This is a genomic window from Mesorhizobium sp. WSM4807 (genome assembly GCF_055811615.1).
On sequence record NZ_JBVVQY010000015.1, the window covers coordinates 105,205 to 126,381 of the forward strand.

Annotated in this window: 18 protein-coding genes; 13 read left to right on the plus strand and 5 right to left on the minus strand. The window is 63.9% G+C overall.

Going from position 1 to position 21,177, the window contains the following annotated elements; genetic code table 11:
• The first annotated feature begins 4 nt into the window (after positions 1 to 4).
• The 13 genes from AC0L3N_RS20290 (at position 5) to AC0L3N_RS20350 (ending at position 16,283) form a co-directional block, all read left to right on the plus strand.
• Complete coding sequence (locus AC0L3N_RS20290) at positions 5 to 1,534, plus strand: ABC transporter ATP-binding protein (protein ID WP_473549286.1); 1,530 nt, start codon at positions 5 to 7, stop codon at positions 1,532 to 1,534.
• A complete protein-coding gene (locus AC0L3N_RS20295; RefSeq protein ID WP_473549221.1) occupies positions 1,534 to 2,202 on the plus strand; it encodes a cysteine hydrolase family protein in 669 nt (222 codons plus the stop codon). The genes AC0L3N_RS20290 and AC0L3N_RS20295 overlap by 1 nt, the downstream gene beginning before the upstream one ends.
• Positions 2,195 to 2,545: a cupin domain-containing protein gene (locus AC0L3N_RS20300; RefSeq protein ID WP_473549222.1), complete on the plus strand. Its 351-nt coding sequence runs from the start codon at positions 2,195 to 2,197 to the stop codon at positions 2,543 to 2,545. Before AC0L3N_RS20295 ends, AC0L3N_RS20300 begins: the two co-directional genes overlap by 8 nt.
• Positions 2,542 to 4,371, plus strand: a complete 1,830-nt coding sequence (gene atzF, locus AC0L3N_RS20305; RefSeq protein WP_473549223.1) for an allophanate hydrolase — start codon at positions 2,542 to 2,544, stop codon at positions 4,369 to 4,371. The genes AC0L3N_RS20300 and atzF overlap by 4 nt, the downstream gene beginning before the upstream one ends.
• 162 nt (positions 4,372 to 4,533) lie before the next feature.
• Positions 4,534 to 5,493, plus strand: coding sequence for a hypothetical protein (locus AC0L3N_RS20310; protein WP_473549224.1), 960 nt, complete (start codon positions 4,534 to 4,536; stop codon positions 5,491 to 5,493).
• Complete coding sequence (locus AC0L3N_RS20315; protein ID WP_473549225.1) at positions 5,472 to 6,737, plus strand: hypothetical protein; 1,266 nt, start codon at positions 5,472 to 5,474, stop codon at positions 6,735 to 6,737. The genes AC0L3N_RS20310 and AC0L3N_RS20315 overlap by 22 nt, the downstream gene beginning before the upstream one ends.
• The gene (locus AC0L3N_RS20320) at positions 6,734 to 8,164 is read left to right on the plus strand and encodes a YeiH family protein (RefSeq protein WP_473549226.1); all 1,431 of its coding nucleotides are present in this window, start codon (positions 6,734 to 6,736) and stop codon (positions 8,162 to 8,164) included. The genes AC0L3N_RS20315 and AC0L3N_RS20320 overlap by 4 nt, the downstream gene beginning before the upstream one ends.
• Before the next feature lie 45 nt (positions 8,165 to 8,209).
• Positions 8,210 to 8,917: a phosphoadenylyl-sulfate reductase gene (locus tag AC0L3N_RS20325; protein ID WP_473549227.1), complete on the plus strand. Its 708-nt coding sequence runs from the start codon at positions 8,210 to 8,212 to the stop codon at positions 8,915 to 8,917.
• A 314-nt stretch (positions 8,918 to 9,231) separates the two neighbouring features.
• Positions 9,232 to 9,954, plus strand: a complete 723-nt coding sequence (locus AC0L3N_RS20330; RefSeq protein WP_123146842.1) for a GntR family transcriptional regulator — start codon at positions 9,232 to 9,234, stop codon at positions 9,952 to 9,954.
• A gap of 92 nt (positions 9,955 to 10,046) precedes the next feature.
• Positions 10,047 to 10,583 (plus strand): flavin reductase family protein, encoded by a 537-nt coding sequence (locus AC0L3N_RS20335; RefSeq protein ID WP_473549228.1) that lies wholly within the window; start codon positions 10,047 to 10,049, stop codon positions 10,581 to 10,583.
• Positions 10,584 to 10,597: 14 nt separating this feature from the next.
• Positions 10,598 to 12,085: a 4-hydroxyphenylacetate 3-hydroxylase family protein gene (locus tag AC0L3N_RS20340; RefSeq protein WP_473549229.1), complete on the plus strand. Its 1,488-nt coding sequence runs from the start codon at positions 10,598 to 10,600 to the stop codon at positions 12,083 to 12,085.
• An 8-nt stretch (positions 12,086 to 12,093) separates the two neighbouring features.
• On the plus strand, positions 12,094 to 12,474 hold the full coding sequence (locus AC0L3N_RS20345; protein ID WP_473549230.1) for a cupin: 381 nt from the start codon (positions 12,094 to 12,096) through the stop codon (positions 12,472 to 12,474).
• Between the two features lie 569 nt (positions 12,475 to 13,043).
• Positions 13,044 to 16,283 (plus strand): winged helix-turn-helix domain-containing protein, encoded by a 3,240-nt coding sequence (locus AC0L3N_RS20350; protein WP_473549231.1) that lies wholly within the window; start codon positions 13,044 to 13,046, stop codon positions 16,281 to 16,283.
• Positions 16,284 to 16,286: 3 nt separating this feature from the next.
• Here the strand turns inward: AC0L3N_RS20350 and AC0L3N_RS20355 are convergent, their stop codons facing one another.
• The 5 genes from AC0L3N_RS20355 to AC0L3N_RS20375 form a co-directional block, all read right to left on the minus strand.
• Positions 16,287 to 16,979, minus strand: coding sequence for a LysE/ArgO family amino acid transporter (locus AC0L3N_RS20355; RefSeq protein ID WP_473549232.1), 693 nt, complete (start codon positions 16,977 to 16,979; stop codon positions 16,287 to 16,289).
• A 182-nt stretch (positions 16,980 to 17,161) separates the two neighbouring features.
• The gene (locus AC0L3N_RS20360) at positions 17,162 to 18,340 is read right to left on the minus strand and encodes a hypothetical protein (protein WP_473549233.1); all 1,179 of its coding nucleotides are present in this window, start codon (positions 18,338 to 18,340) and stop codon (positions 17,162 to 17,164) included.
• Between the two features lie 56 nt (positions 18,341 to 18,396).
• Complete coding sequence (locus AC0L3N_RS20365; RefSeq protein ID WP_473549234.1) at positions 18,397 to 19,407, minus strand: succinylglutamate desuccinylase/aspartoacylase family protein; 1,011 nt, start codon at positions 19,405 to 19,407, stop codon at positions 18,397 to 18,399.
• Positions 19,408 to 19,416: 9 nt separating this feature from the next.
• A complete protein-coding gene (locus tag AC0L3N_RS20370) occupies positions 19,417 to 19,761 on the minus strand; it encodes a RidA family protein (RefSeq protein ID WP_473549235.1) in 345 nt (114 codons plus the stop codon).
• 43 nt (positions 19,762 to 19,804) lie between these two features.
• Positions 19,805 to 21,124, minus strand: coding sequence for an alanine racemase (locus AC0L3N_RS20375; RefSeq protein ID WP_473549236.1), 1,320 nt, complete (start codon positions 21,122 to 21,124; stop codon positions 19,805 to 19,807).
• Positions 21,125 to 21,177: the final 53 nt, after the last annotated feature.

A 21,177-nucleotide genomic window follows, 5' to 3' on the forward strand; every position in this document is an offset into this window, starting at 1 on the left:
CGTGATGCGTGAAAGCGGCATGAAGGCCGTCGGCGTCGAGACGATCGGCATGAGCATGCGCTTCGGTGCCTTCACCGCGCTCGACGACGTGTCCATAAAGGTGCCGGCGGGAACGTTTCATGCGTTGCTTGGCGAAAACGGCGCGGGCAAGTCGACGCTGGTCAAATGCATCATGGGCTTTTATCACCCGACCGCCGGCGACATTCTGGTCGACGGCCGCGAGGTCACGATCGCCAGTCCGAAGGACGCCTCGGCGCTCGGCCTCGGCATGGTCTACCAGCATTTTACCCTGGTCCCGTCGCTCACGGGTGCGGAAAACCTGGTCATTTCCCGCGAGAAGGTGCCGGGAATTATCGACTGGCGCAAGGAGCGCGCCGCACTTGCCCAATTCATGGAGCGGATGCTGTTCAAGGCGCCGCTCGACGTCAAAGTGGCCGAACTCGCCGCCGGCGAGAAACAGAAGCTCGAAATCATCAAGCAGCTTTATCTCGGCCGCAGCTTTCTGGTGCTGGATGAGCCGACGTCGGTGCTGACCCCCGGCGAGGCGCAGGAAGTGCTGGGCCTCGTGCGCGACATGACCAAGGCGGGCGACCTCACCGTGCTGATGATCTCACACAAATTCCACGAGGTGACGGCGTTCGCCGACGACATCACGGTGCTGCGCAAGGGCAGATTGACCGGAACTGGGGAAGTATCGGAGCTGTCTCACAAGCAGATGGCGGCGATGATGATCGGCGACCAGCCGATTGCCGCGCTCGATTCGCGCGCTCCAGTGCCGGCCGATGCCAGGCAAATTCTGACGGTGAAGTCACTGAAGGCGCCCGACCGCACCGGCCTGAAAACCATCAATATCGGCGAGCTCGATGTGAAGTCCGGCGAGATCGTCGGTGTCGCCGGCATTTCCGGCAACGGCCAGAAGGAGTTTTTAGAAGTCCTTGCCGGGCAGCGTACGCGTGATGCCGGCGACGTTCTGGTGAAGGGATCGCCCTACGGCGCCAGCCGCGCCGAGGCACGCACGCTCAATGTGCGCTTCATCCCGGAGGAACCGTTGCGCAATGCCTGCGCGCCGAGGATGACGGTTGCCGAAAACATGGCTTTCCGGACCTTCGACCTGAACGAGGCCGGCAAACCGATCAACTGGATCAGGATGAGCGCCATCAGGGACTATGCGACGCGCCTGGTCGAGCAGTTCAAGGTCAAGACCGCCTCGCTCGCCTCGCCGATTTCATCGCTCTCCGGCGGCAACGTCCAGCGCGCTGTGCTCGCCCGCGAACTGACCGGCGAGGTCGATCTGCTGATCGTTTCGAACCCGTGCTTCGGCCTCGACTTCTCTGCCGTCGCCGAAATCCGCGCCCGTATCATGAAGGCGCGCAACGCCGGCGCGGCGGTGCTGCTGATGTCGGAAGATCTCGATGAGCTCCTTGAACTTTCGGACCGCATCTTCGTCATGTCCGACGGCGCGCTGGTCTACGAGACGCCGATCGCTAAGGCGAGCGTGCAGACGATCGGCGAGCACATGGCGGGACATCACTGATGGCAGAGATCGACGCGCTGCCGTTTCCGTTTGCCTTCAAGCCTGAGGCGATGGCGCTGGTCGTCATCGACATGCAGCGCGATTTCGCCGAGCCGGGCGGCTTCGGCGCCAGCCTCGGCAACGACGTCGGCCGGGTGGTGGCGATCGTGCCAACGGTGAAGAGACTGATCCAGGGATTTCGCGCCGCCGGCCTGCCGGTGATCCACACGATGGAGTGCCACAGGTCAGACCTTTCGGACCTGCCGCCGGCCAAGCGCAATCGCGGCAATCCGTCGATCCGGATCGGCGATGTCGGTCCGATGGGCCGCGTGCTGGTCGTCGGCGAGCCGGGAACGGCGATCCTCGACGAGGTGGCCCCGCTGCCTGGCGAAATCGTCATCGAAAAACCCGGCAAGGGCGCGTTTTACGCTACCAGCTTCGGCGAGGACCTGAAGCGGCTCTGCGTGCAGCAGCTCGTCTTCGCCGGAGTCACGACGGAAGTCTGCGTGCAGACGACGATGCGCGAGGCCAACGACCGCGGCTACGAATGCCTTCTGGCGGAGGATGCGACGGAAAGCTATTTTCCGGAATTCAAGGCGGCCGCACTGGCCATGATCAGGGCGCAGGGCGCGATCGTCGGCTGGACGGCGATGACGGACCAGGTGCTCAAAGGAATTGCGGATGCCTAACATTGCATACCCGGCTCTCATCCATGGGGGCTGGCGAGATCTGGCATTCGAGCATTTTCGCGAAGGCATCACGGTGCATTGGCTGCTCAAGGGCGGACCGGCCGAACCCTCCGTCGCGATCCTGAACTATCGGCCCGGCGCCGGCGTGCCGCGCCATCGCCATGTCGCACTGGAAACCATCGTTGTGCTGGAAGGCACCCAGAGCGACGAGAATGGCGACTATCTTCCCGGAAGCGTGATCCTGAACCCGGTCGGGACCGAGCATTCGGTGTGGACGAAACACGGCTGCGTCGTGCTGATCCAGTGGAATCTGCCGGTGATCATTCTGGACGAGGCGAAATGAGCGACATCCGCTTCGATATCGGCAGCCTGCACGCGACCTATGCCTCCGGCATGTCGGCCGCTACCATTATTGAAACCGTGTTTCAGCGCATAGCGAAAGCGGACGATCCAGGCATCTTCATCCATCTGGCGGGCAAGGCGGACCTGCTCGCCGAAGCCGAGGCACTCGGCGGATTCGATCCCGTGGCAAAGCCGCTCTGGGGCTTGCCGTTCGCGGTCAAGGACAACATCGATGTTGCCGGCATGCCGACCACGGCCGCCTGCGCCGAATATGCCTACTTGCCGGCGAAAGACGCCACCGTCGTCGCGCGTCTGAGGGCGGCCGGCGCGCTGGTCGTCGGAAAAACCAATCTCGACCAATTCGCCACCGGGCTAGTCGGCGTGCGCACGCCCTATCCGATCCCGAGAAACGCGATCGATCCGAAACTGGTGCCGGGCGGTTCCTCGTGCGGCTCGGCCGTGGCGACGGCGCACGGCATTGTTTCTTTCGCGCTCGGCACCGATACCGCAGGATCCGGCCGTATCCCCGCCGGCCTCAATAACATCGTCGGGCTGAAGCCGACGGTCGGCGCGCTGTCGGCCGCCGGCGTCGTGCCGGCCTGCCGTACGCTCGACTGCGTCTCCGTCTTCGCACTCACCGTCGATGACGCCTACAGCGTCTTCAGGGCCGCGGCGGCAGAGGACGACGCCGATCCTTATTCGCGCGCTATCGCGGCGGCGCCGCTCGGTCCGCGCCCATCCGTGCTGTCTGTCGGCGTTCCGGCAAAGACGGACCGGGAATTTTTTGGCGACGCGGCCATGCAGGCGGGATTCGAAACGGCGCTGCGGACGCTGGAACAGCTCGGCTGCCGATTGATCGAAATCCCCTTCGGCGATTTCTACGCCACCGCCAACCTGCTCTACGAAGGCGCCTGGGTGGCCGAGCGCTATGCGGCGATCGCGGATTTCATGGACGTGAACGAGGCAGCCATGCATCCGGTGACGCGCCAGATCATCGGCGGGGCGCGAAAACTTTCCGCAGCGGATGCTTTCAAAGGCCTCTATGCGCTGCAGGCCTACAAGGCCAGGCTCGCGCCGGTCATAGCGTCGGTCGACCTTTTCTGCGTGCCGACGGCGCCGACGCATTACACCGTCGGCGCCGTCTTGGCCGATCCGATCGTCACCAACAGCCGGCTCGGCACCTACACCAACTTCGTCAATCTGCTCGACATGTGTGGCATCGCCATACCGACGGGCAAGCGCGACGACGATCTGCCGATGAGCGTCACCTTGCTTGCCGCCGCCGGCAAGGACGCCTTGACGGCGACGCTGGCCAGCGAGCTCCATGCGGCCAGCGGTCTCGACCTTGGCGCGACAGGTTGGGCGATGCCTGCCAATGTCGCCAAAATCCCGGAGTTCGATGACGGCATGATCGAGATCGTGGTCGTCGGCGCGCATCTGTCGGGAATGCCGCTCAACGGCCAACTATGCGCGCTTGGTGCGCGATTGAGCAGAGCCGCCAGGACGGTTGCTTCCTATCAGCTCTACGCACTCGCCGGCCAATCCGTGCCGAAGCCGGGGCTCGTGCGTGTTGCCGATGGCAACGGGAAGTCGATCGATGTCGAGGTTTGGCGGCTTTCAGCAGACGCGTTCGGACGCTTCGTGGCCGCGATCCCGCCGCCGCTCGGCATAGGCACGATCGAGCTCGATGACGGGACATCGGCCAAAGGCTTCCTGGTCGAAACCGCCGGGTTGTCACAGGCTGTCGACATTTCAGCCTATGGCGGTTGGCGCAGCTTCATCGCAAAAGCCGGCAGAGAGCGACTGGAGAGCGTTCCGGCCGGCTGAACGACCTGCCACTCGCGCCGGCAGCTGACCTCAAATCATAGCAGCATGCTCGGCGAGCCAGTCACGCCGAATGCCGTAAGCGATCCGTAAGCGCGGGTGTTCGAAAGTTGCACCGTGAGTGGCAGGCGTCACGAAGCGCTTGCGACTGGCGGAGACCTCGCGATGCGAACAGGCAGTGCAGTGGCCGCAACAGATTTCGTCGGGACTCATCAGACCCGGCGATGGTCCGTGCTGTCGGATTTTTCTTCACGCCGGACGCGGTCGAAGGCAGCGGCGATATTTCTTAGCCTGCTGCCGGCTTCGGGTGTCGCTGGGGAGCAGACTCCCGATTGGCGCCTGAGCGCTCGCATCGTCGCGGTCGGGCTGCCCGACGTGGCCGGCGTGCGCGAGGTGGGGCGCTTTCATGTCGGCGGGCCGATACCGGGAAATCCGGAATTCCTTATGGCGACGCGCGAAGGGCGGGTGCTCGATCCGCTCAGGGTTCTGGTGGCCGTGGGCAGCAATTTCGGCGCACCACCGGGCGATCCGGCGCTTGAGGCCGGGGCGATCCTGTCCATCGATCCGCGCGCCGGCAAGTCCGATGGCACCATTATCGTTCCGCAAGAGCTCAACAATGGAGATGGGAGGGTTCAGCTCTACACGGCGCAGAGCGAACGGTTTCTCAACCAGCGGTACAATGCCGGAGCCCGAACCGCGCGCTTCGCAGCCGCATCCGGACCGCGATATATTTCGATCAACAACGCCTTCGGAAGGCCCTGGATCGCTAACGCGCCTAGCGGGATTAATGGCGAGGGCAGCGTCACCGTCGTCGACCCCGACGGTGCGCCACTCGCCAACGCGCCAAGCCGCGAGGCCGGCGGCGTGTTTGCCGGCCGGCATACCGATCGCGAGCAGACGCCGAAAGCACAGCCCAGCGGCTGGCTTGGCAAGCTGCTGAATTATCGGGCAAGCGGCCAGCTGACATCGGGCGGAATGCAGACGGGCGCGCTCGGAACGGCGTTTCTCGGTCCGTCGCCGGAGGCAGCGGCTTTGCCGTTTTCGCCGCCGTCACCGCGGATGGCGGCGTTGTTCAAATCCATGTCCAGGACGGCGTCGACGGCTTGGCCGGGCCTGGCACGGTAAGCACCGGCCATGGCACGGCAAGCACCGGCCAGGGCACGGCAAGCACCGACCGTGGCACGGTGAGTGCCGGCCACGGCATCGGCGACGATCCCGGCGTCATCGGCATCGCCTTCAAGTGGAACCCGGACCGCGCTCTCTACATCGCCGATCCGGGCCGCGACCGGCTGGTGCTGCTTGAACTGGAAGACGACCGGCGGCATTTCACGGTCGCCAGGGCCCGCACGATCTCGCTGCCGGAATTCGACCGCCCGGTCGATGTCGCCGCCGCCATTCCCGAAATCGCTAATCCGCAGTTCTCGAGCCATACGACGCTGGCCGGAGGGTCCGATCTGTTCGTCGCCAATCGCGGCGACGGCTCGCTGCTGCGCTTGAGCCAGGACGGCCGGCTTCTCGCCCGGGCGACGATCGACGTTCCCGGTCTCGGACCCCTCGGGCCCGATCGCCTTCACGCGATCGCGACGTCGGCGGACGCACAGCATATCTGGATAACGATTGGCGGCGAGGTTCCGGGATTTCCGGGCCACGAAGGGGCGCTCGTCGAGGTTGGGGCCTTCGATGAGCACGGCGCGGCGGCAGCGACGCAGGAGACACAGAGCGCTGCCGCCGACGCCAATCTTGCGGCGCGCGGAAAAAAGTCGTTCCAGACCGATATCACGCCGCGGATGGGCCTCGGCCCATTGTTCAATGCAACGTCCTGCGTGGCCTGCCATCCCGGCCCTGGCGGCGCGAGCGTCGATGAAGGCCACTTTGCGCGCAGAATAGCCCATATGGATCCGGGGTCTGGGCGCGCGGTTCCGATCGATCATCCCAACAGTCCGGTCGCCAGGCGCTATACACTCGACGGGGGCGCCGGCAACGCGACCGTGCCGGCGGCGATGCCGCGCCAGGCCAATGTGATCTCGCTGCGCATGCCGCTGGCTCTCTACGGGATCGCCAGGATCGACGAGATACCCGACAGCGTCATCGAAGCGCAGGCGGTCAGCAAGGGCGACGGCATCAAAGGCCGCGCGCATCATGTCGTCGACGCCCAAGGCGCATCGCGCGTCGGCCGATACGGCTGGAAGGCTGACATGGCCACCCTCGAAGATATGGTGGCGAACGCTTTCGCAAACGAACTCGGCGTCACCAGCGCGACTGTCAGCGGCAAGGCGGGCGCGCAGCCGATCGAGGGCGATTCCGCACAGATCGATGCGGTCGCCTCCTATCTGCGAGCGCTCCGCCTGCCCGATGGGGCAAAGCCATGAGCCTCGCCCTGACGCTCTCCCATGCGCCGGAAAAAATGCGCCCCGTCTTGCCCGGCATCATCGTTGCTGCGGCACTCGCCCTTGCGGCCGGCTGGATCGCCGGCGGACTGGGCGAGCCGCTGTCGCGCAACCCGGTGCTCGTCGCGATGCTCTTCGGGCTGCTGATCGGCAGCAGCTTCGCCTGTCCGGACGCCTTGCGCCCAGGGCTCGACTTCGCCAAGCGCTATCTGTTGCGGCTCGCCGTGGTGCTGGTCGGCTTCCGTATCACGACGCGGCTGTTCCTGGACCTGGGGTTCATGCCGCTCGCGGTGGCGGCCATCGAGCTGATCCTGGTGCTGACGCTGCTCTACGCCATCGTGCGCAGGCTGTTCAGGCTCGACGCCGAGATCGCGCTGCTTGTCGCGGTCGGCAGCGCCGTCTGCGGCGCCGCGGCGATCCTCTCGATGGCCGCGCTCGTGCGTGCACGCGACCAGAGCGCCGGCATCGCCATCGCCTTGATCACGCTGAGCGGCACGGTGGCGTTGCTCGCCTATCCGGTCATGTTCCTGGGCGGTTGGCTGCCGCATCTCGACGACCGCCTCTATGGTGTGTTCGTCGGGGCGAGCATTTTCGAACTGGCGCAGGTCTACGGCGCCTCCTTCGCCATTTCCGACGGCGCACTGAATACCGCCACGCTGGTCAAGCTCAGCAAAGTGCTGATGCTCGTCCCGGTTCTGCTGGCCGCCAGCCTGGTGTTTCGCAGCCGTCGCAAGGCGCAAGAGGCCGCACCGCTCCCGTTCCCGTGGTTCATCGTTGCGTTCATCGGCGTGGTGATGCTCAATTCGGAGATCACCCTCAATCCGCAACTGCGCCGCGTCATCCTCGATATCGACCAGTTCCTGTTCCTGATGGTGATGATCGCGCTTGGCATCACCACCCGGGTCGGCCGGCTCGGAGAAGCCGGCGACGCCTGGCGCCTGGTCGGCGTGGGCCTAGTCGGGGTGGCTCTGTCGGCGGCCCTAGCCTATGCTGCGCTGATCCCGTTCTCGGCGACCTTCCGGGCCGCATCACCTTCATCGAGCCAAAGCGCTATGCTCGGCAGCCATGGCGGACGGCTTTTCGCCTCGACCGGCTGCGCCAAATGCCATGTGCCGGCGCTGGAGGGTGTCAACGGCGAAGTCCAGCTCTACTCCGACCTTTTGCTGCACGACATGGGGCCGGCGCTCGACGACAAGATCGTCCAGGGCGACGCCATCGGCGCCGAATGGCGGACCACGCCGCTCGTCGGCATCCGCCTGCGCCAACGTTACCTGCACGACGGCCGCGCGACCACGCTGCGCGATGCCGTCTTCGCCCATGGCGGCACAGCGCAGATCGTGCGCGACCGCTTCTTCGACCTGGACGAGACCGACCGCCAGGCGCTCCTCGATTTCGTGGCGAAGCTATGATGCGGCCTCGTCACGCCACCACCGTTTTTGATCGGCCGAACCGCCATGTATGAAGCCCTCATCGCAGAGCTGAACCATCTCGACGGACCCGAGCTGCTGGCGCCGCTCGTCAGTGACCTGTTTTGTGGGAACATAGCGCTGGTGTCCTCGTTTGGCGCGGAATCCGCGGTGCTGCTGCATATGGCGGCCTCGATCGACCGTTCGCTCCCCGTCATCACGCTCGACACCGGAAAACTGTTTTCGGAAACGATCGCCTATCGCGCGCAGCTGACATCTCTGCTCGGCCTCACCGATCTGCGCGTCGTCACGCCTCAATCGGATGTCTTGCGGGCGCTCGACGGCGCTGGATCGCTGCACCGCCGCGATCCGGACCGGTGCTGCCACATCCGCAAGGTTCTGCCGCTCGAAAATACAATGACCGGCTTCAAGGCCTGGATTTCCGGTCGCAAGCGATATCATGGCGGGCTTCGCGCGGATGTTCCGACGCTCGAGGAAACTGACGGGCGTCTGAAGATCGATCCGCTTGCCCGCTTCACTCGCCAACAGATCGAGGCCTATCTCGATCACTACAATCTTCCCCGGCATCCGCTCCTCGAAAAAGGCTTCCTCTCGATCGGCTGCGCGCCCTGCACGGTCGCGTGCGGCAGCGCGGACAATCCGCGCGCGGGTCGCTGGAGCGGACTGTCGAAGATGGAGTGCGGGATTCACCGATCGCCCATTGCCTCACACAATTCAGTCTCCTCCGCGTCCTGATTTCCGGTTACGCAGACATCGAGGTCCGCACCCCCAGGGAATCGGCCATTGCCGCTTCATCTGCGAAGCCACTACCAATTGTCGTAATGATTGAAAACTAGGCAGCTCGCGAAAACTAGGAGATCAGCTGCCGGAAACTAGTGGTGAAAAGCCACACTTGGTTACCCCGATGCAACAGGCCCCCGGATGGAATCTTGCCGTCTGAGCTGACACCGGAATGTGAAGCTAGCGCCATTTCTTGACGTTTACGCTCGGCGCAGCCAGGTCGAAAATTAGCTTGACCTTATCGTCGACGACATGTATACATTCTGTCTATGACTAACCCCTATCAATCACAACGCCCTGCCATAGGCCAGCGCGCCGATGCTGCGCAGGACATCGTCTACCGCTGGCTGAAGCAATATGTGCTGACCTTGCCTAGCCGCGAGGGCACGTTCCTTACCGAGGCTGAGGTTTGCCGCGAGACGGGAACGTCGCGGACGCCAGTGCGCGAGGCGCTGTTGAGGCTCGAAGCAGACGGCCTCCTGCAGATTGTGCCGAAAAAGGGCGCCTATGTACCGCCGATCACCGAGACGGAGATCGAAGCGGTGATGCAGGCACGCGGCTTGGTGGAAGAGTGGTGCGCACGGCAGGCGGCCGGCTTCGGCGACATGCTTGCCGCGGAACTCGACAGGCTAATGGCCCGGCAGGTGGAGGTGCAACACGACACCGTTGCGTTCATCGAATGTGACCGGGACTTTCATCGTACGATCGTGCGCGCCGCCGGCAATCCGGTGCTCGCCGACTTCTATGAGAGCCTGCGCGACCGCCAATTGCGGATGGGCGTGCGCGCTATCACAATCTCCGGCGGACGCGGCGACAGCGTGCTTGCCGAGCACGCAGCGATCGTCGAGGGCATACGCCGCGGACAGCCCGAACAGGCGGCCGCAGCCGTCGCCCAGCATCTGGCGCGGACGCTGGTCGCGTTGCGGCTGCCGATCGCGGCAGGCTGGGGTTCGGTTGCAGCCGAGCGCAGTCCGGCGGTTGCGGCGCAGTAAGAGGAAGGCGGCGGGGTTCGCCAGGCAGTTGGTCAACGGAATTGGTGAATTGATTATCGTGATCTAACAGATCGGTGCCGAAAGGGCCGGGCATGATCATCGACAGGGAAACGGCTTTCGACGTGCGCGCGTTCCGCCAGGCACTGGGACAGTTTCCGACCGGCGTCTGCGTCGTCACCTGTGTGGCCGATGGCGAGCAGCTCGGCATGACGATGAGTTCGTTCAACTCGCTCTCTCTCGATCCACCCCTCGTCCTGTTCAGCATCGACCGTCGTTCAGCCGGCTTACCGCTCTGGCAGAAGGCCGCCAGTTACACGATCAACGTCCTCTCGGAAAATCAGAAGGACATTTCCAACCGCTTCGCCAAGCCGCTTTCCAACAAGTGGGAGGGGATGCGGTTCGAGCAAGGCCGCTCTGGCGCCCCGGTGCTGCCCGGCGCGGCGGCGCTGTTCGACTGTGAGCCGTGGGCTAGGCACGAAGCCGGCGACCACGAGCTGTTCATCGCCAGGGTGAAGCATTTTCAGTCCTTCGCCGACCGGCAACCGCTCGTTTTCGGCAAGGGGCGCTACGCATCACTGCAGCCAACGGAGTTCGCGGCGCCGCTTTGGCCGCTCGACATCCACTACTGATCGCGGAGGGTAAGATGATCAAGACTGGGGCGCAGCATATCGAGATGCTGAGAGATGGCAGGCAAGTCTATATCGATGGCCAGACGGCCGGCGACGTCACCACGCATCCAGCCTTCCGCCAGACGATCCGGTCGGTCGGCACGCTCTACGACTTCCAGGCGCGGCCGGATAACCGGGCGTTGATGACCTTTGAAGTTCCCGATAGCGGCGGCCAGCGGGCCAATCGCATCTGGCAGTTGCCGCGCAGCCATGCCGAGCTCGTCGAACGGCGCAAGGCGCTGGAAACCTGGACGGAGCTTCATTACGGCTTTCTTGGCCGCGCCCCAGACCATGTCGCCTCCTGCATTTCCGGCATGTTCATGGGGATCGAGGTCTTCGAGGCCTATGACAAGGTGCGAGCCGCGGCACTTGCCGATTATTACCGCTACGCCCGGGACAACGAACTCTATCTCACCTACGTCATCATCAATCCACAGGCCGACCGCTCGAAGTCCGCGGGTGAGCAGCAAGACCGCTTCCTCACCGCCGGCGTCGTCGACCAGGACGCAGCAGGCCTGACAATCCGCGGCGCCAAGATGCTGGCGACCGGCGGCATCATGGCAAACGAGGTGTTCGTCACCTGCATCCAGCCGCTGCGCGAAGGCGACGAGCCGTATGCTGTGTCCTTCGCCGTGCCGATGAATGCCGGCGGGCTAAAGATCCTGTCGCGCAAATCCTACGAGGAGAGCGCCGCCAGTGTCTTCGATAATCCACTGGCCAGCCGCTTCGACGAGAACGATGCCGTGCTCTACTTCGACAATGTGAAAGTTCCCTGGGAGCGCGTCTTCATCAACGGGGACATCGCCATGTGCCAACGGCAGTTCCATGCCACGCCGGCGCATGTCTTCCAGAACTACCAGGCGCAGATCCGCCTGATGGTGAAAATGCGCTTCCTTGTCGGCATCGCCCGGCGCATCGCCGAGACCAACGGCGTCATCAACTTTCCGCAGGTGCGCGAGACGCTGGGAGTGCTTGCCGCTCAGAACACCATGGTCGACGCGTTAGTACACGCCATGGAGGTGAAGGGCCGCATTCTTGGCGCCTATTTCGTGCCCGACGCGCATACGCTCTATTCGGCTCAGGTGCTGACACAGCAACTCTATGCCGGGGTGATCCTCGCCTTGCGCGACCTGGCGGGCGGTGGACTGATCATGCTGCCGTCTTCCGTCCAGGATTTCGCCGATCCGGAGCTGTGCAGTCTGATTGAAAAGACACAGCAATCGCCGGTCACTTCGTCGAAGGGCCGGGTAAAATTCTTCAAGCTGGCCTGGGATGCGATCGGCTCAGAGTTCGCCTCGCGCCACACGCAATACGAGATGTTCTATGCCGGCGCCACCTTCGTGACTAAGGGGCACAGCTTCCGCACCTTCGACTGGGACCGCTGCACGCAGCTGGTCGACCACATGCTTGACAGCTATTCGCTGGACGACGAAGTCGACCGTGCCGCTCCGGTTGCCGCTTGAGGTATGCCATGCCGATCCGAAAGGAACACAAGGAATTTCACACGATCGATATGACCGGGGAGGACTGGCATTCGCCACCTGGTTACCCGCCCGGCATCGAGCAGAAGATTCTCGCCGGCCGGCTCGACGACGCGGGCAAGACCGGGCACCGAACGCGGCTGCTGCGGTTTGCGCCGGGCACCTATACGACGGTGCCGTTCGTGCATGAATACTGGGAAGAGGTCTATCTCGTATCGGGAGATCTCATCGTCGGCGGATCTTCAGTCGAAGAGCCGTCGCTGAGTTTTGCCCCGAACACCTACGCCTGCCGGCCGCCTGGCGTCTATCATGGTCCCTTCCGGTCGCATACCGGGTGCCTGCTGCTCGAGCTTCACTACTACGAGACTTAACTTTTCTCGAACAATGTCCGCGCCCAAGCGTGCGCCACCGAGCCGCACAATGTCTGGTAATAGCGCGTCTCTGACGTTCCTAATGTCTGTTGCGGGTCACGGGTTGTCGTATGGCTGTCCAGAAGGAAGGCGTAGAAGGTCACATGATTGAAAACTGGCAAGCTCGCGAAAACTGGAGATCAGCTGCCGGGAAACTAGGTGACCTTACCGATGTGCGAGGATGCTGCCGCGCAAACGATGAGCTCGTGAGTCTGGAAAGGACTGCCAAGCAGCCCATGATCTCGCCAATCGGAGGGAATTGCAATGTTCTGAAAGTCTACCGCATTTGGTCGAAGACGGAGCGCGGGATCGACCGGTCGCCCAATCCCTCTCGCAATTCGGCCCCGTCTGCTGCCTGATTTCGGGTTGCGCAGATCGGGGTCCGCACCCCCGGAATCGGCCCATTGCCGCTTCATCTGCGAAGCCCCTACGAATTGTCGCATGATTGCGCTACCCTAAGGTCAATCTGGGCGGCGGGACGGTCATGGCGGCACGACCGACGCTCGATGATTGGTCGAGCGGGAGCCCCCATGACCGCCCTAGACGCAGTTGAAGCCGATGCGAAGCGCCCGCTCTCGGGCACAGGCCGGATCGCCAAGCTTGCGGCGCCGCGCAGCGCCAGGATATTGAGGCGGAACCGCGTTCTCGATGCGATCGACCTGAAATCGCGATCAACCATATGCTGGGTGGCGGCGCCGGCCGGCTACGGCAAGACGACGGCGGTCATCGACTACCTCGAAAGCGTCGCGGCACCGCATGTGTGGTTCCGCATCGATGAGGGCGACCAGGATATCGCGCGCTTCTTTCAATATCTGGCGCAGTCACTTGCCTCGGCCGCGGACATGCCGGTGTTCGGCGTGGAGTATGCTGAGCAGCCGAAGGAGTTCGCCAGGCGCTTCTTCAGGGCTTATTTCGCGCGGCTGAAACCCGGCACCATTCTGGTCCTCGACGATTTGCACGATGCCGACACGCCCGAATTCCGGGCGGTGCTTTCCGTGATGTTCCGTGAACTTCCTGACACGGTCCGCTGCATCTGCGTCTCGCGCACGCTGCCTCAGGAGGAATTGGGCGATCTCGTTCTCAAGGGTCAACTGGCCGTTATCGACCGGTGGGCGCTCGAATTCTCGACATCGGAAGCACGCGATTTCGTCAAGCTGCGTTCGAGGAACGGCGCCGTTTCAGTCGATGTCGAAGCGGCGCGCGGCTGGGCGATCGGGCTGGTTCTCCTCGCTGATCACGGCTCGGCGGTCGGACCTGACGACACGAACGGGACAGCGCCCGGCGGGCAGAACACCCTGTCGGACGTTCTCGGCCGTCATTTCTTCCTTTCCCTCCCCGCCGCCGACCAGGAAATGCTCCTGAAGCTGAACCTGCTGCCCGAGATCAGCGCCGAGCTGGCGGACGTTATGATCGGGTCGGGCGAAGCGGGAAAGCTGCTCGACAGGCTTTACAAGCGACAGTTGCTGGTCACGCGAACGGAAAACAGCCGCGACGTCTTCCACCTGCACGACCTCTTGCGGGACTTCCTCGACCGACGCTTCGCGCAGCGTGTGCCGATTGAAGAGCAGAAGTCGCTCAAACAAAGGGCGGCAAAGGTCCTCGCTGACGCCGGTCGTTATGACGAAGCCATACACCTCGCCTTGCAGGCAGAGGACTGGGACCGGGCGAACGGACTCATGCTGAGCCGGGCGGAGGCCGTGCTGGCGCAGGGACATCGGACAACCTTCATCGAATGGGTCGGCCGGTTGCCGGAAGCTTTCATGAATGGCTGGCATTTCTATTGGCTGGGCGTGGCCCACATGCCGGACGACGCGGCGGCAGAGCACTGGCTGTCGAAGGCATGGCACGCCTTTGGCGAGGCCGACGATCAGCGCGGGCTTTGTCTTACGGTGTCGCGCGCGGTGCTGGTCAAGACGGACAGTTGGCGCACCTACGAGGGTCTTTCGGCCTGGACTCGCCGGGCGTTCGAAATCATCGAGCGCGGCCTGCCGGAACTGCCTTCGGAGGAAGCGATGCTGGTGCGCATCGGCATGGTGCGGGCGCTGAACTTCGGCGACGACTACTATGGCAACAGCCAGGCCGGACAAGCGCTGGAAACCGAACTCCTGCAGCGGTTGACCCGGAATCCCGAGCAGGATCCGAGCGGCTTGCGGCTGCTTGCCAGCGAATCCCTGATCGAGCATTCGGTATCGATCATGCGGGCCGATTTGTTCACGAAGGCCGTCGACAGCGTCGTTGACGATTTGAGCGACAAGGAGATGCTGCCTTGGGTCCTCGGCATGTGGCTGGTCGAGTTTGGCGCCAAGAGCGGCCGTTATTTTCCCTACAAGAGACGGGGTTTTCCCTATCCTTCGGCCGAAGCGGCGTTGCGGGAGGCGATCGCCATCGGCGAGCGCGAATCGCTTAAGGGCGTGGAGTTCGGTGGCCTCTATCACCTTCAGATGCAGATGAAGTTCCGCAACGATTTTGCCGAGTTCCAGCAGGTGGTTGAGCGCCTGGCCGAGATCGCTGACAGCCGTTTCAGCACGCAAGTCACCGTCGTCGCCAATTGCTACGCTACGCTTCATGCGAGGCAAGGCGATTTCGCGGCCGCCTATCAGGATTGCGAGCGTTTCATGGCGGCGAGCGAGGCCGCCAACGAGCCGATGGTCGAGCGCTGGGCACACTATATCACGAAGTTCCAGGTGCTGCTCGCCGACAGGAAGCCGCGCGAAGCCGCCACGTTTCTCGACGATTTGCTGCCGCGGCTGGACGGCGGCGCCCGCAAACGGACTGAGATATGCATTCTGGCAGCGGCCGCGCTGGAGAGCCTGTGGGACGGGGATCCGCACTATCGCGATCGGCTGAAGCTCTTCATGGAGGCGCTGCGCGACATCAGCTGGCCAATGGTGCTCCTCAACGTTCCGGGCCTGCTCGCCGAACTGCTTGGCGATGCGCTTGAGCGCGGCATCGAGCCCAAGCTTTGCCGGTCGCTGATCGGGGAACGCCGGCTGGATGTGCCGCAGCGGCGGCCCGCGGCCTGGCCATGGCCGCTCAAGGTCCACGTTCTCGGAGGCTTTCGGCTCGACCTCGACGGAAAGCCTCTCCCTCTCGGCGCCAAGCCACCGACGAAGGCTCTCGACATACTGCGGGTGCTGGCGATCTCGAAAGACAACACCTGCTCGCTGGAGACCCTTCAGGACTGGCTGTGGCCCGACCTCGACGGCGATCAGGCGCGGGCGGCCTGCGAGCAAGCGCTGCATCGGCTGCGCAAGCTGCTCGGGCGGACCGACCTCATCGTCCAGCGCGAAAGCAAGCTTCGCCTCGCATCGGACAAGGTCTGGGTCGACCTCGCCGACTGGGATACACGGCTCAGGTCCGTCACGACCGTCAATGGCGGGGCGGCGGGACTGCGCCCGGAAGCGGAAGCGCTCTTCCTCGCATTCCCCGGTCCGCTGTTTCTGCACGAGCGAGCCAGCTTCTGGTCGCTCGCCGCCGCTGAAAAAGTGCGTCGCGATCTGATCGATCTCGCATTGCGGATCGGCCAGCGGCTGGAGGCGACCAACGCCCATGAAGCGCGCTCGATCTATCTGAGGACGTTGGACCTCTATCCGGATGCCGGCCCCGTCTGCAAGGCGCTGATCAAGGAGCGGCTGTCGCGCCATGATTTCGAAGGCGCGGTCGACGATTATGCGCGCTACGAACGGGCGCTGCGTGCTGCCGGAGAAGCGGCGCCCGCTGTGGAAATACGCGCCTTGGTCGACCCCTATCTTGTGCGGCACACGCGCTGAAGTCTATATGCCGCGCTGTCTCACGAAATCCTGGGCTATCGTCGGTCCGGCGGTCATCACTCGAGCTCCGTGCAGGATGTTTGCAGCCAGGAGAAGGGCTGCCAGGATCAGAACGAGACCGGCGATCGCGTCCATCCGCCTGCGGTAGATCGGGCGGTCGAAGCGGCGCGACAGGCTCACCCCGGCCAGGCTCCAGCCATAGAACTTGATTGCGGAGGCCGTGAGGAACCCGGCTGCGAACCCCGCCTGTTCCTCGCTGCCGTAGCTGAACGAGAGAACGCCGACGAGAAACATCGCCTCGAGCCAAACCAGAGGATTGAGCCAGGTGACGGCAAGCATCGACCCGATCGCCCGAGATCGGGACTTGCCGCCTGTCGTGGCAGCTGCCGTCCTGCGTTTGCGGCTGATGTTGAGCAAGGTGCGCGCGCCCCACCAGGCGAGGAATACGGCGCATACCGCCTGCAGAACACCGGAGATTGCGGGATGGTGCGTCAGCAGCGTTCCAAGCCCGCCGATTCCCATGGTCACCAAAGCGATTTCCGAGACGTAACCGGTGGAAGCGACCGCAAAGGGGTGGCTGCGCGTCAGTCCCGCCTGGATCAGCATGAGGTTCTGGGGGCCGAGGGAAAAGATAAGCCCGAGGCCGAACACGAAGCCGGACACCGCTGCCGGCGACAACAGGGCGTCGGCTGTCATGTCACGTCACCTGGCTTTTTCGGTCGCGCACCCTTCTGCATCTGCCGCCTCCTACGCGACGCAGCGTGGAAGGCAGGCGCATATGGATCGCTTACGGCAAAGCCGGCAGTCCCGTTCCAGGTTCACGGTTCGAGGACCGGACCTGGACTAACAGCTAGACTGCGGCACATTGATCGATTTGTTCAAACAGGTCGTGCTGCACGCACCCAATCGAGTCGTGCGGCGGGGACAAGACCGTAATTGTAAAAATTGATACCGTCGACGTCCGGCGCCAGCGCCGGTTTCACCTTGGCGGCGAGGATTTCAGGACCTGCCATTTCCGGATAGAAGAGCCGGTAGCCGACGCCGAGGAATTTCTCTGCTCCGAGCGCGGTGCGGCCAGCCGCCGTCAGGCCTGCGACATCGCCGGCCTGCATATCGTAGGCACACAGGATCGCCCCGTCGCAGACCTTGCCGAGCGCTGCCAGATCGCAGCCGCCGAGCCAGCCGTCTTTCAGGTCGATGATGAGGACACGTGTCCCCGGATCGGCAACCTCGCGCAGCTCGGCGACAAGGCTGGTCACCGGCTCGAACCGCCACAACAGATAGGCGTGGAGTTGCGGCCAGGGCAGAAAGGCGTCTAGGCCACTTGCGGGAAATTCGGGAAAGCGCCGCTCAGGCACCGCGCGCTCGCACGCCTCGGCAATCCACTGCCTGACGAGCTCACACGCCGCCTGGCCTTCGATGCCGGCAGCAGCGGCGCGGGCGAGGCAGGACGGACAAAAGCACAGCGACAGAAGAAAGTCGTCTTCCGGCGTCAGCCCGACACCATCCTTCTCGTGATGGTATTCGTGGGCGAAGCCCATGAAGGACGGGCTTTCAAGTTCGATCCTGTCCGGCTTGTAAGTATGCGTGATATCCGCGACCAGCGCACGGACATAGGCGCGCGCATCCGGATGTGACGGACAGAGATTGTAATAGTTGGGGTCGCCGAAGGCGTTGCGGGTGACAGCTTGCGGGTAAAGCATGCCGAGGCGGGTGTTGTGCAGGCAGACCGTCCAGCATGACACTTGGAGTCCGCCTGCCTCGCGCCGTTGGACAAGTTCGGCCAGAACGTCGCCACCTTCCGTGATCACGTCCGCCACCTTGGGCTGGATCACGAGATCGGCCCATCGCGCGGCGGTTGGTTTGAAGTAGATCGTGCCGTCCTCCGGGAAATAGGCTTTGCGGCGCGGGCTGCGCGGCTGCAGGAACCGGCCGGCATGATAGGACGTCGCCAAGCTGATCATGTTGAGCCCGGCACGCTCGACGAGATCGCGTTCGACCGTCTCCAAGCCCAAATCCTGGACATCCCAGGGGTAGGTCCACATCGAAAGCTGCATGAAATATCCTCAGTTTTCTGCAATGGCGCCGTGAGCAAACGCCGATTGGGCTCCCGTCAGCCTTCCACCGGTTCGGCGATTTGCATGAGGCAGTCTCCTGCCTCGCACATCGTGTGCAGCCGGCGCGAAAGTACGATACCGCTTTCGGCGAAATGCAGGGCTTCCTCGGCAAGATCGAGCCGTTCGAGGTCATGATACCAGCCAGCCAATTGTCCGGCGCTCACGCCGTCGCCGAGCCTGACGGCGGGTTCGAACCAGCCGCGGCGGGTGGCGTAGAGGCCCTGATTGTGCCGGGAAAGCGAGAGCAGTCGCGTCGGCGCCGAAGGCTTTGACTCGGGCGCAAGGACCGGCGCTTCGAGCACGCCGACGGCGACCATCAGACTGTCGATCGCGCGAGCGGTAATCGCCATCGTATCGACTGTGGCGGTGCCGCCGCCGCCGAACTCGCCGCTGACGCCGATGGCGCCGGCCCGGCGGGCTGCGCCCATTGAGGTCGGCGAGGCCCGGCCATTGTCGGCCACGAACCCATACGGCATGCCGAGCGACCGCATCAGCTCCACCCCGCGCCCATGCCTGTCGGGATCGGTATTGCGCTCGATGAGCGCCGTGGGAAGATGCTCCATCGAGGTGCCGCCCGAATGAATATCGAAGATGACGTCGTGGCGGGGAAACAGTTCCGTCTCCAGGAAATTGGCAAGCCGGCTTGTCGGGGTGCCCAACGGATCGCCGGGAAAGGCTCGGTTGAGATTGCCGCCATCGAGCGGCGAACAGCGTTTGGCGGCCATGACCGCCGGTGCGTTCGCCATCGGCAGAATGGTGATGCGGCCCTTGATCCGCTTGGGATCCAGCCGGCGGATCAGCTTTGCCAGCGACAGCTCGCCCTCATATTCGTCACCGTGATTGCCGGCTATCAGAAGCAGCGATGGGCCTTCACCGTTGCGTATGAGGCAGATCGGGACCTTGACCTGGAAATAGGGCGAACGGTCTATCGAGAACGGAATGCTGAGATAACCTGATGTCTTGCCGTCCCGGTCGAAGTCGAGCGTATGGGTGAGGCCGGTGTGCATGGCGGCAACTCAGACGGCGGCGATCGCTGTGACCTCGATGCGGAGGTCGGGATCGGCGAGACGCGCCTCGACGCAGGCCCGCGCCGGCAGGCGTTGAGGATCCACCCAGGCATCGTAGACGCTGTTCATGGCGTCGAAGTCGCCGATCTGCGGCAGGAAGATGTTGACCGCCACAAGCTTCGACTTGCTGCTGCCGGCCTCGACCAAAAGCGCCTCGATCTTTGAGAGCACATCGCTGGTCTGGTCTTCGATGCCGGCCTTGCGATTGTCGGCTACCTGGCCTGCGATGTGGACGAGGCCGCCATAGACGACCGCCTGCGACATGCGGGAGCCGGACTGGAAATACTTGATCATATCGGATCCTTTCGAGTTCGCTTTGGGCCGCCGCAATATCCGGTCAGCCGAAATAGGTGGGAAAGGCGTGTCGGACATGCCCGGCCGCGTCGACGCCGAAGATCACGCGATAGCGATCGAGGCAGGTGCAGGGGTGCGAGATGCCGAATTCAACGACGTCGCCGACGGCAATGTCGTCGCCCGGCGCGATTGTCAGGAAGGCGTGCTGGTCGTTGAGCTTGAAGACCTCGGCGCGCGCTACCGGCAGCGGCATGCCGGCCCGGAAGACCGCGAGCACGATCGGAAAGCCTTGATCGAACGACGCGTCGCGCATGCCCATGCCGCATATCGCAAGGCCGGGCTCCGGCCGCGACAGCACCTCGGCCCACAGGCGCAAAGCCGGACGAAACGAATTTCGTGCGGAAACACTGACACCGCCGACCGCAAAGCCCTTGCGGGCATCGAGTGCGCTAAGTGAGCGATCATAGATGCCATGGTCGTGGAAGAAGATGGCGCCGCTGCGCAACACCAGCGTCGCATTGCCGTCCCTGGAAACGGCGGGCGAAAGCGCTGCGACCACTTTATCGAAGAATACCGAGCCGCCGGCCGTGACGATCATCGGCACATCGCCGCCGACGCGGGCGCGCAGCCGCAGGAACATGTCGGCGGTCATCGCCAGCAGATCGCAGATCGCCTCATCGGTGCGGCCAGGATCGGGTTGCGCCGCGGCACCTTCGTAGGTTGCGACGCCGGCGATCAGCAGCCATCCGCCGGCTGCATCAACTGCATCAGCGATCGCCTCGGCTTCGGCAGTGGTCCGCGCGCCTGCCCTCCCCGCACCGAGTTCGACGAGCACGCGCAACGGCGGCAGCGTCGCTTTGGCCCTCCAGGCTTCGGCAAGTGCATTCACGGCGGCGACAGAGTCGGCGAAGACGAAGAGCTCGGCGCTTGGCCAGGCACCGGCAAGGGCTGCGAGCCGGTTCGCGCCACCTGATCCACCAACCTCGTTGGCGATGATCAGCCGAGGGAGCCTGGCTCTGAGCATCACCGCGGCCTGCCTGATATCCGCGACGGTCGTGCCCCATGCTCCGGCTTCTACCAACGATCGAGCAAGGTCGGGCGCCATCGGGGTCTTGGCATGCGGCGCGATCATGGCGCCCTGTTCGCGCGCGTAGCGCAGAAACAGGTCGCGATTGGCGATGAAGGCCTCCTCGTCGAGGGTCAGCACCGGCAACGACATGCGCCCATCAGCCGGATGCCAGCGCTCAGATGCGACAAGGCTGCTGTCCAGCCCGAAGGTGCCGGGCGGCACGCCGCGGATACGGTCGTCAAGCAGGAAATTTTCATCGGTCGCGAGCGCCGGCATGGGTGAGTTTTCGGTCATGCGGTGCTAGTCCTTTCGCCTTCGCAGGATGAAGTCCGGATCGATTTCCGATG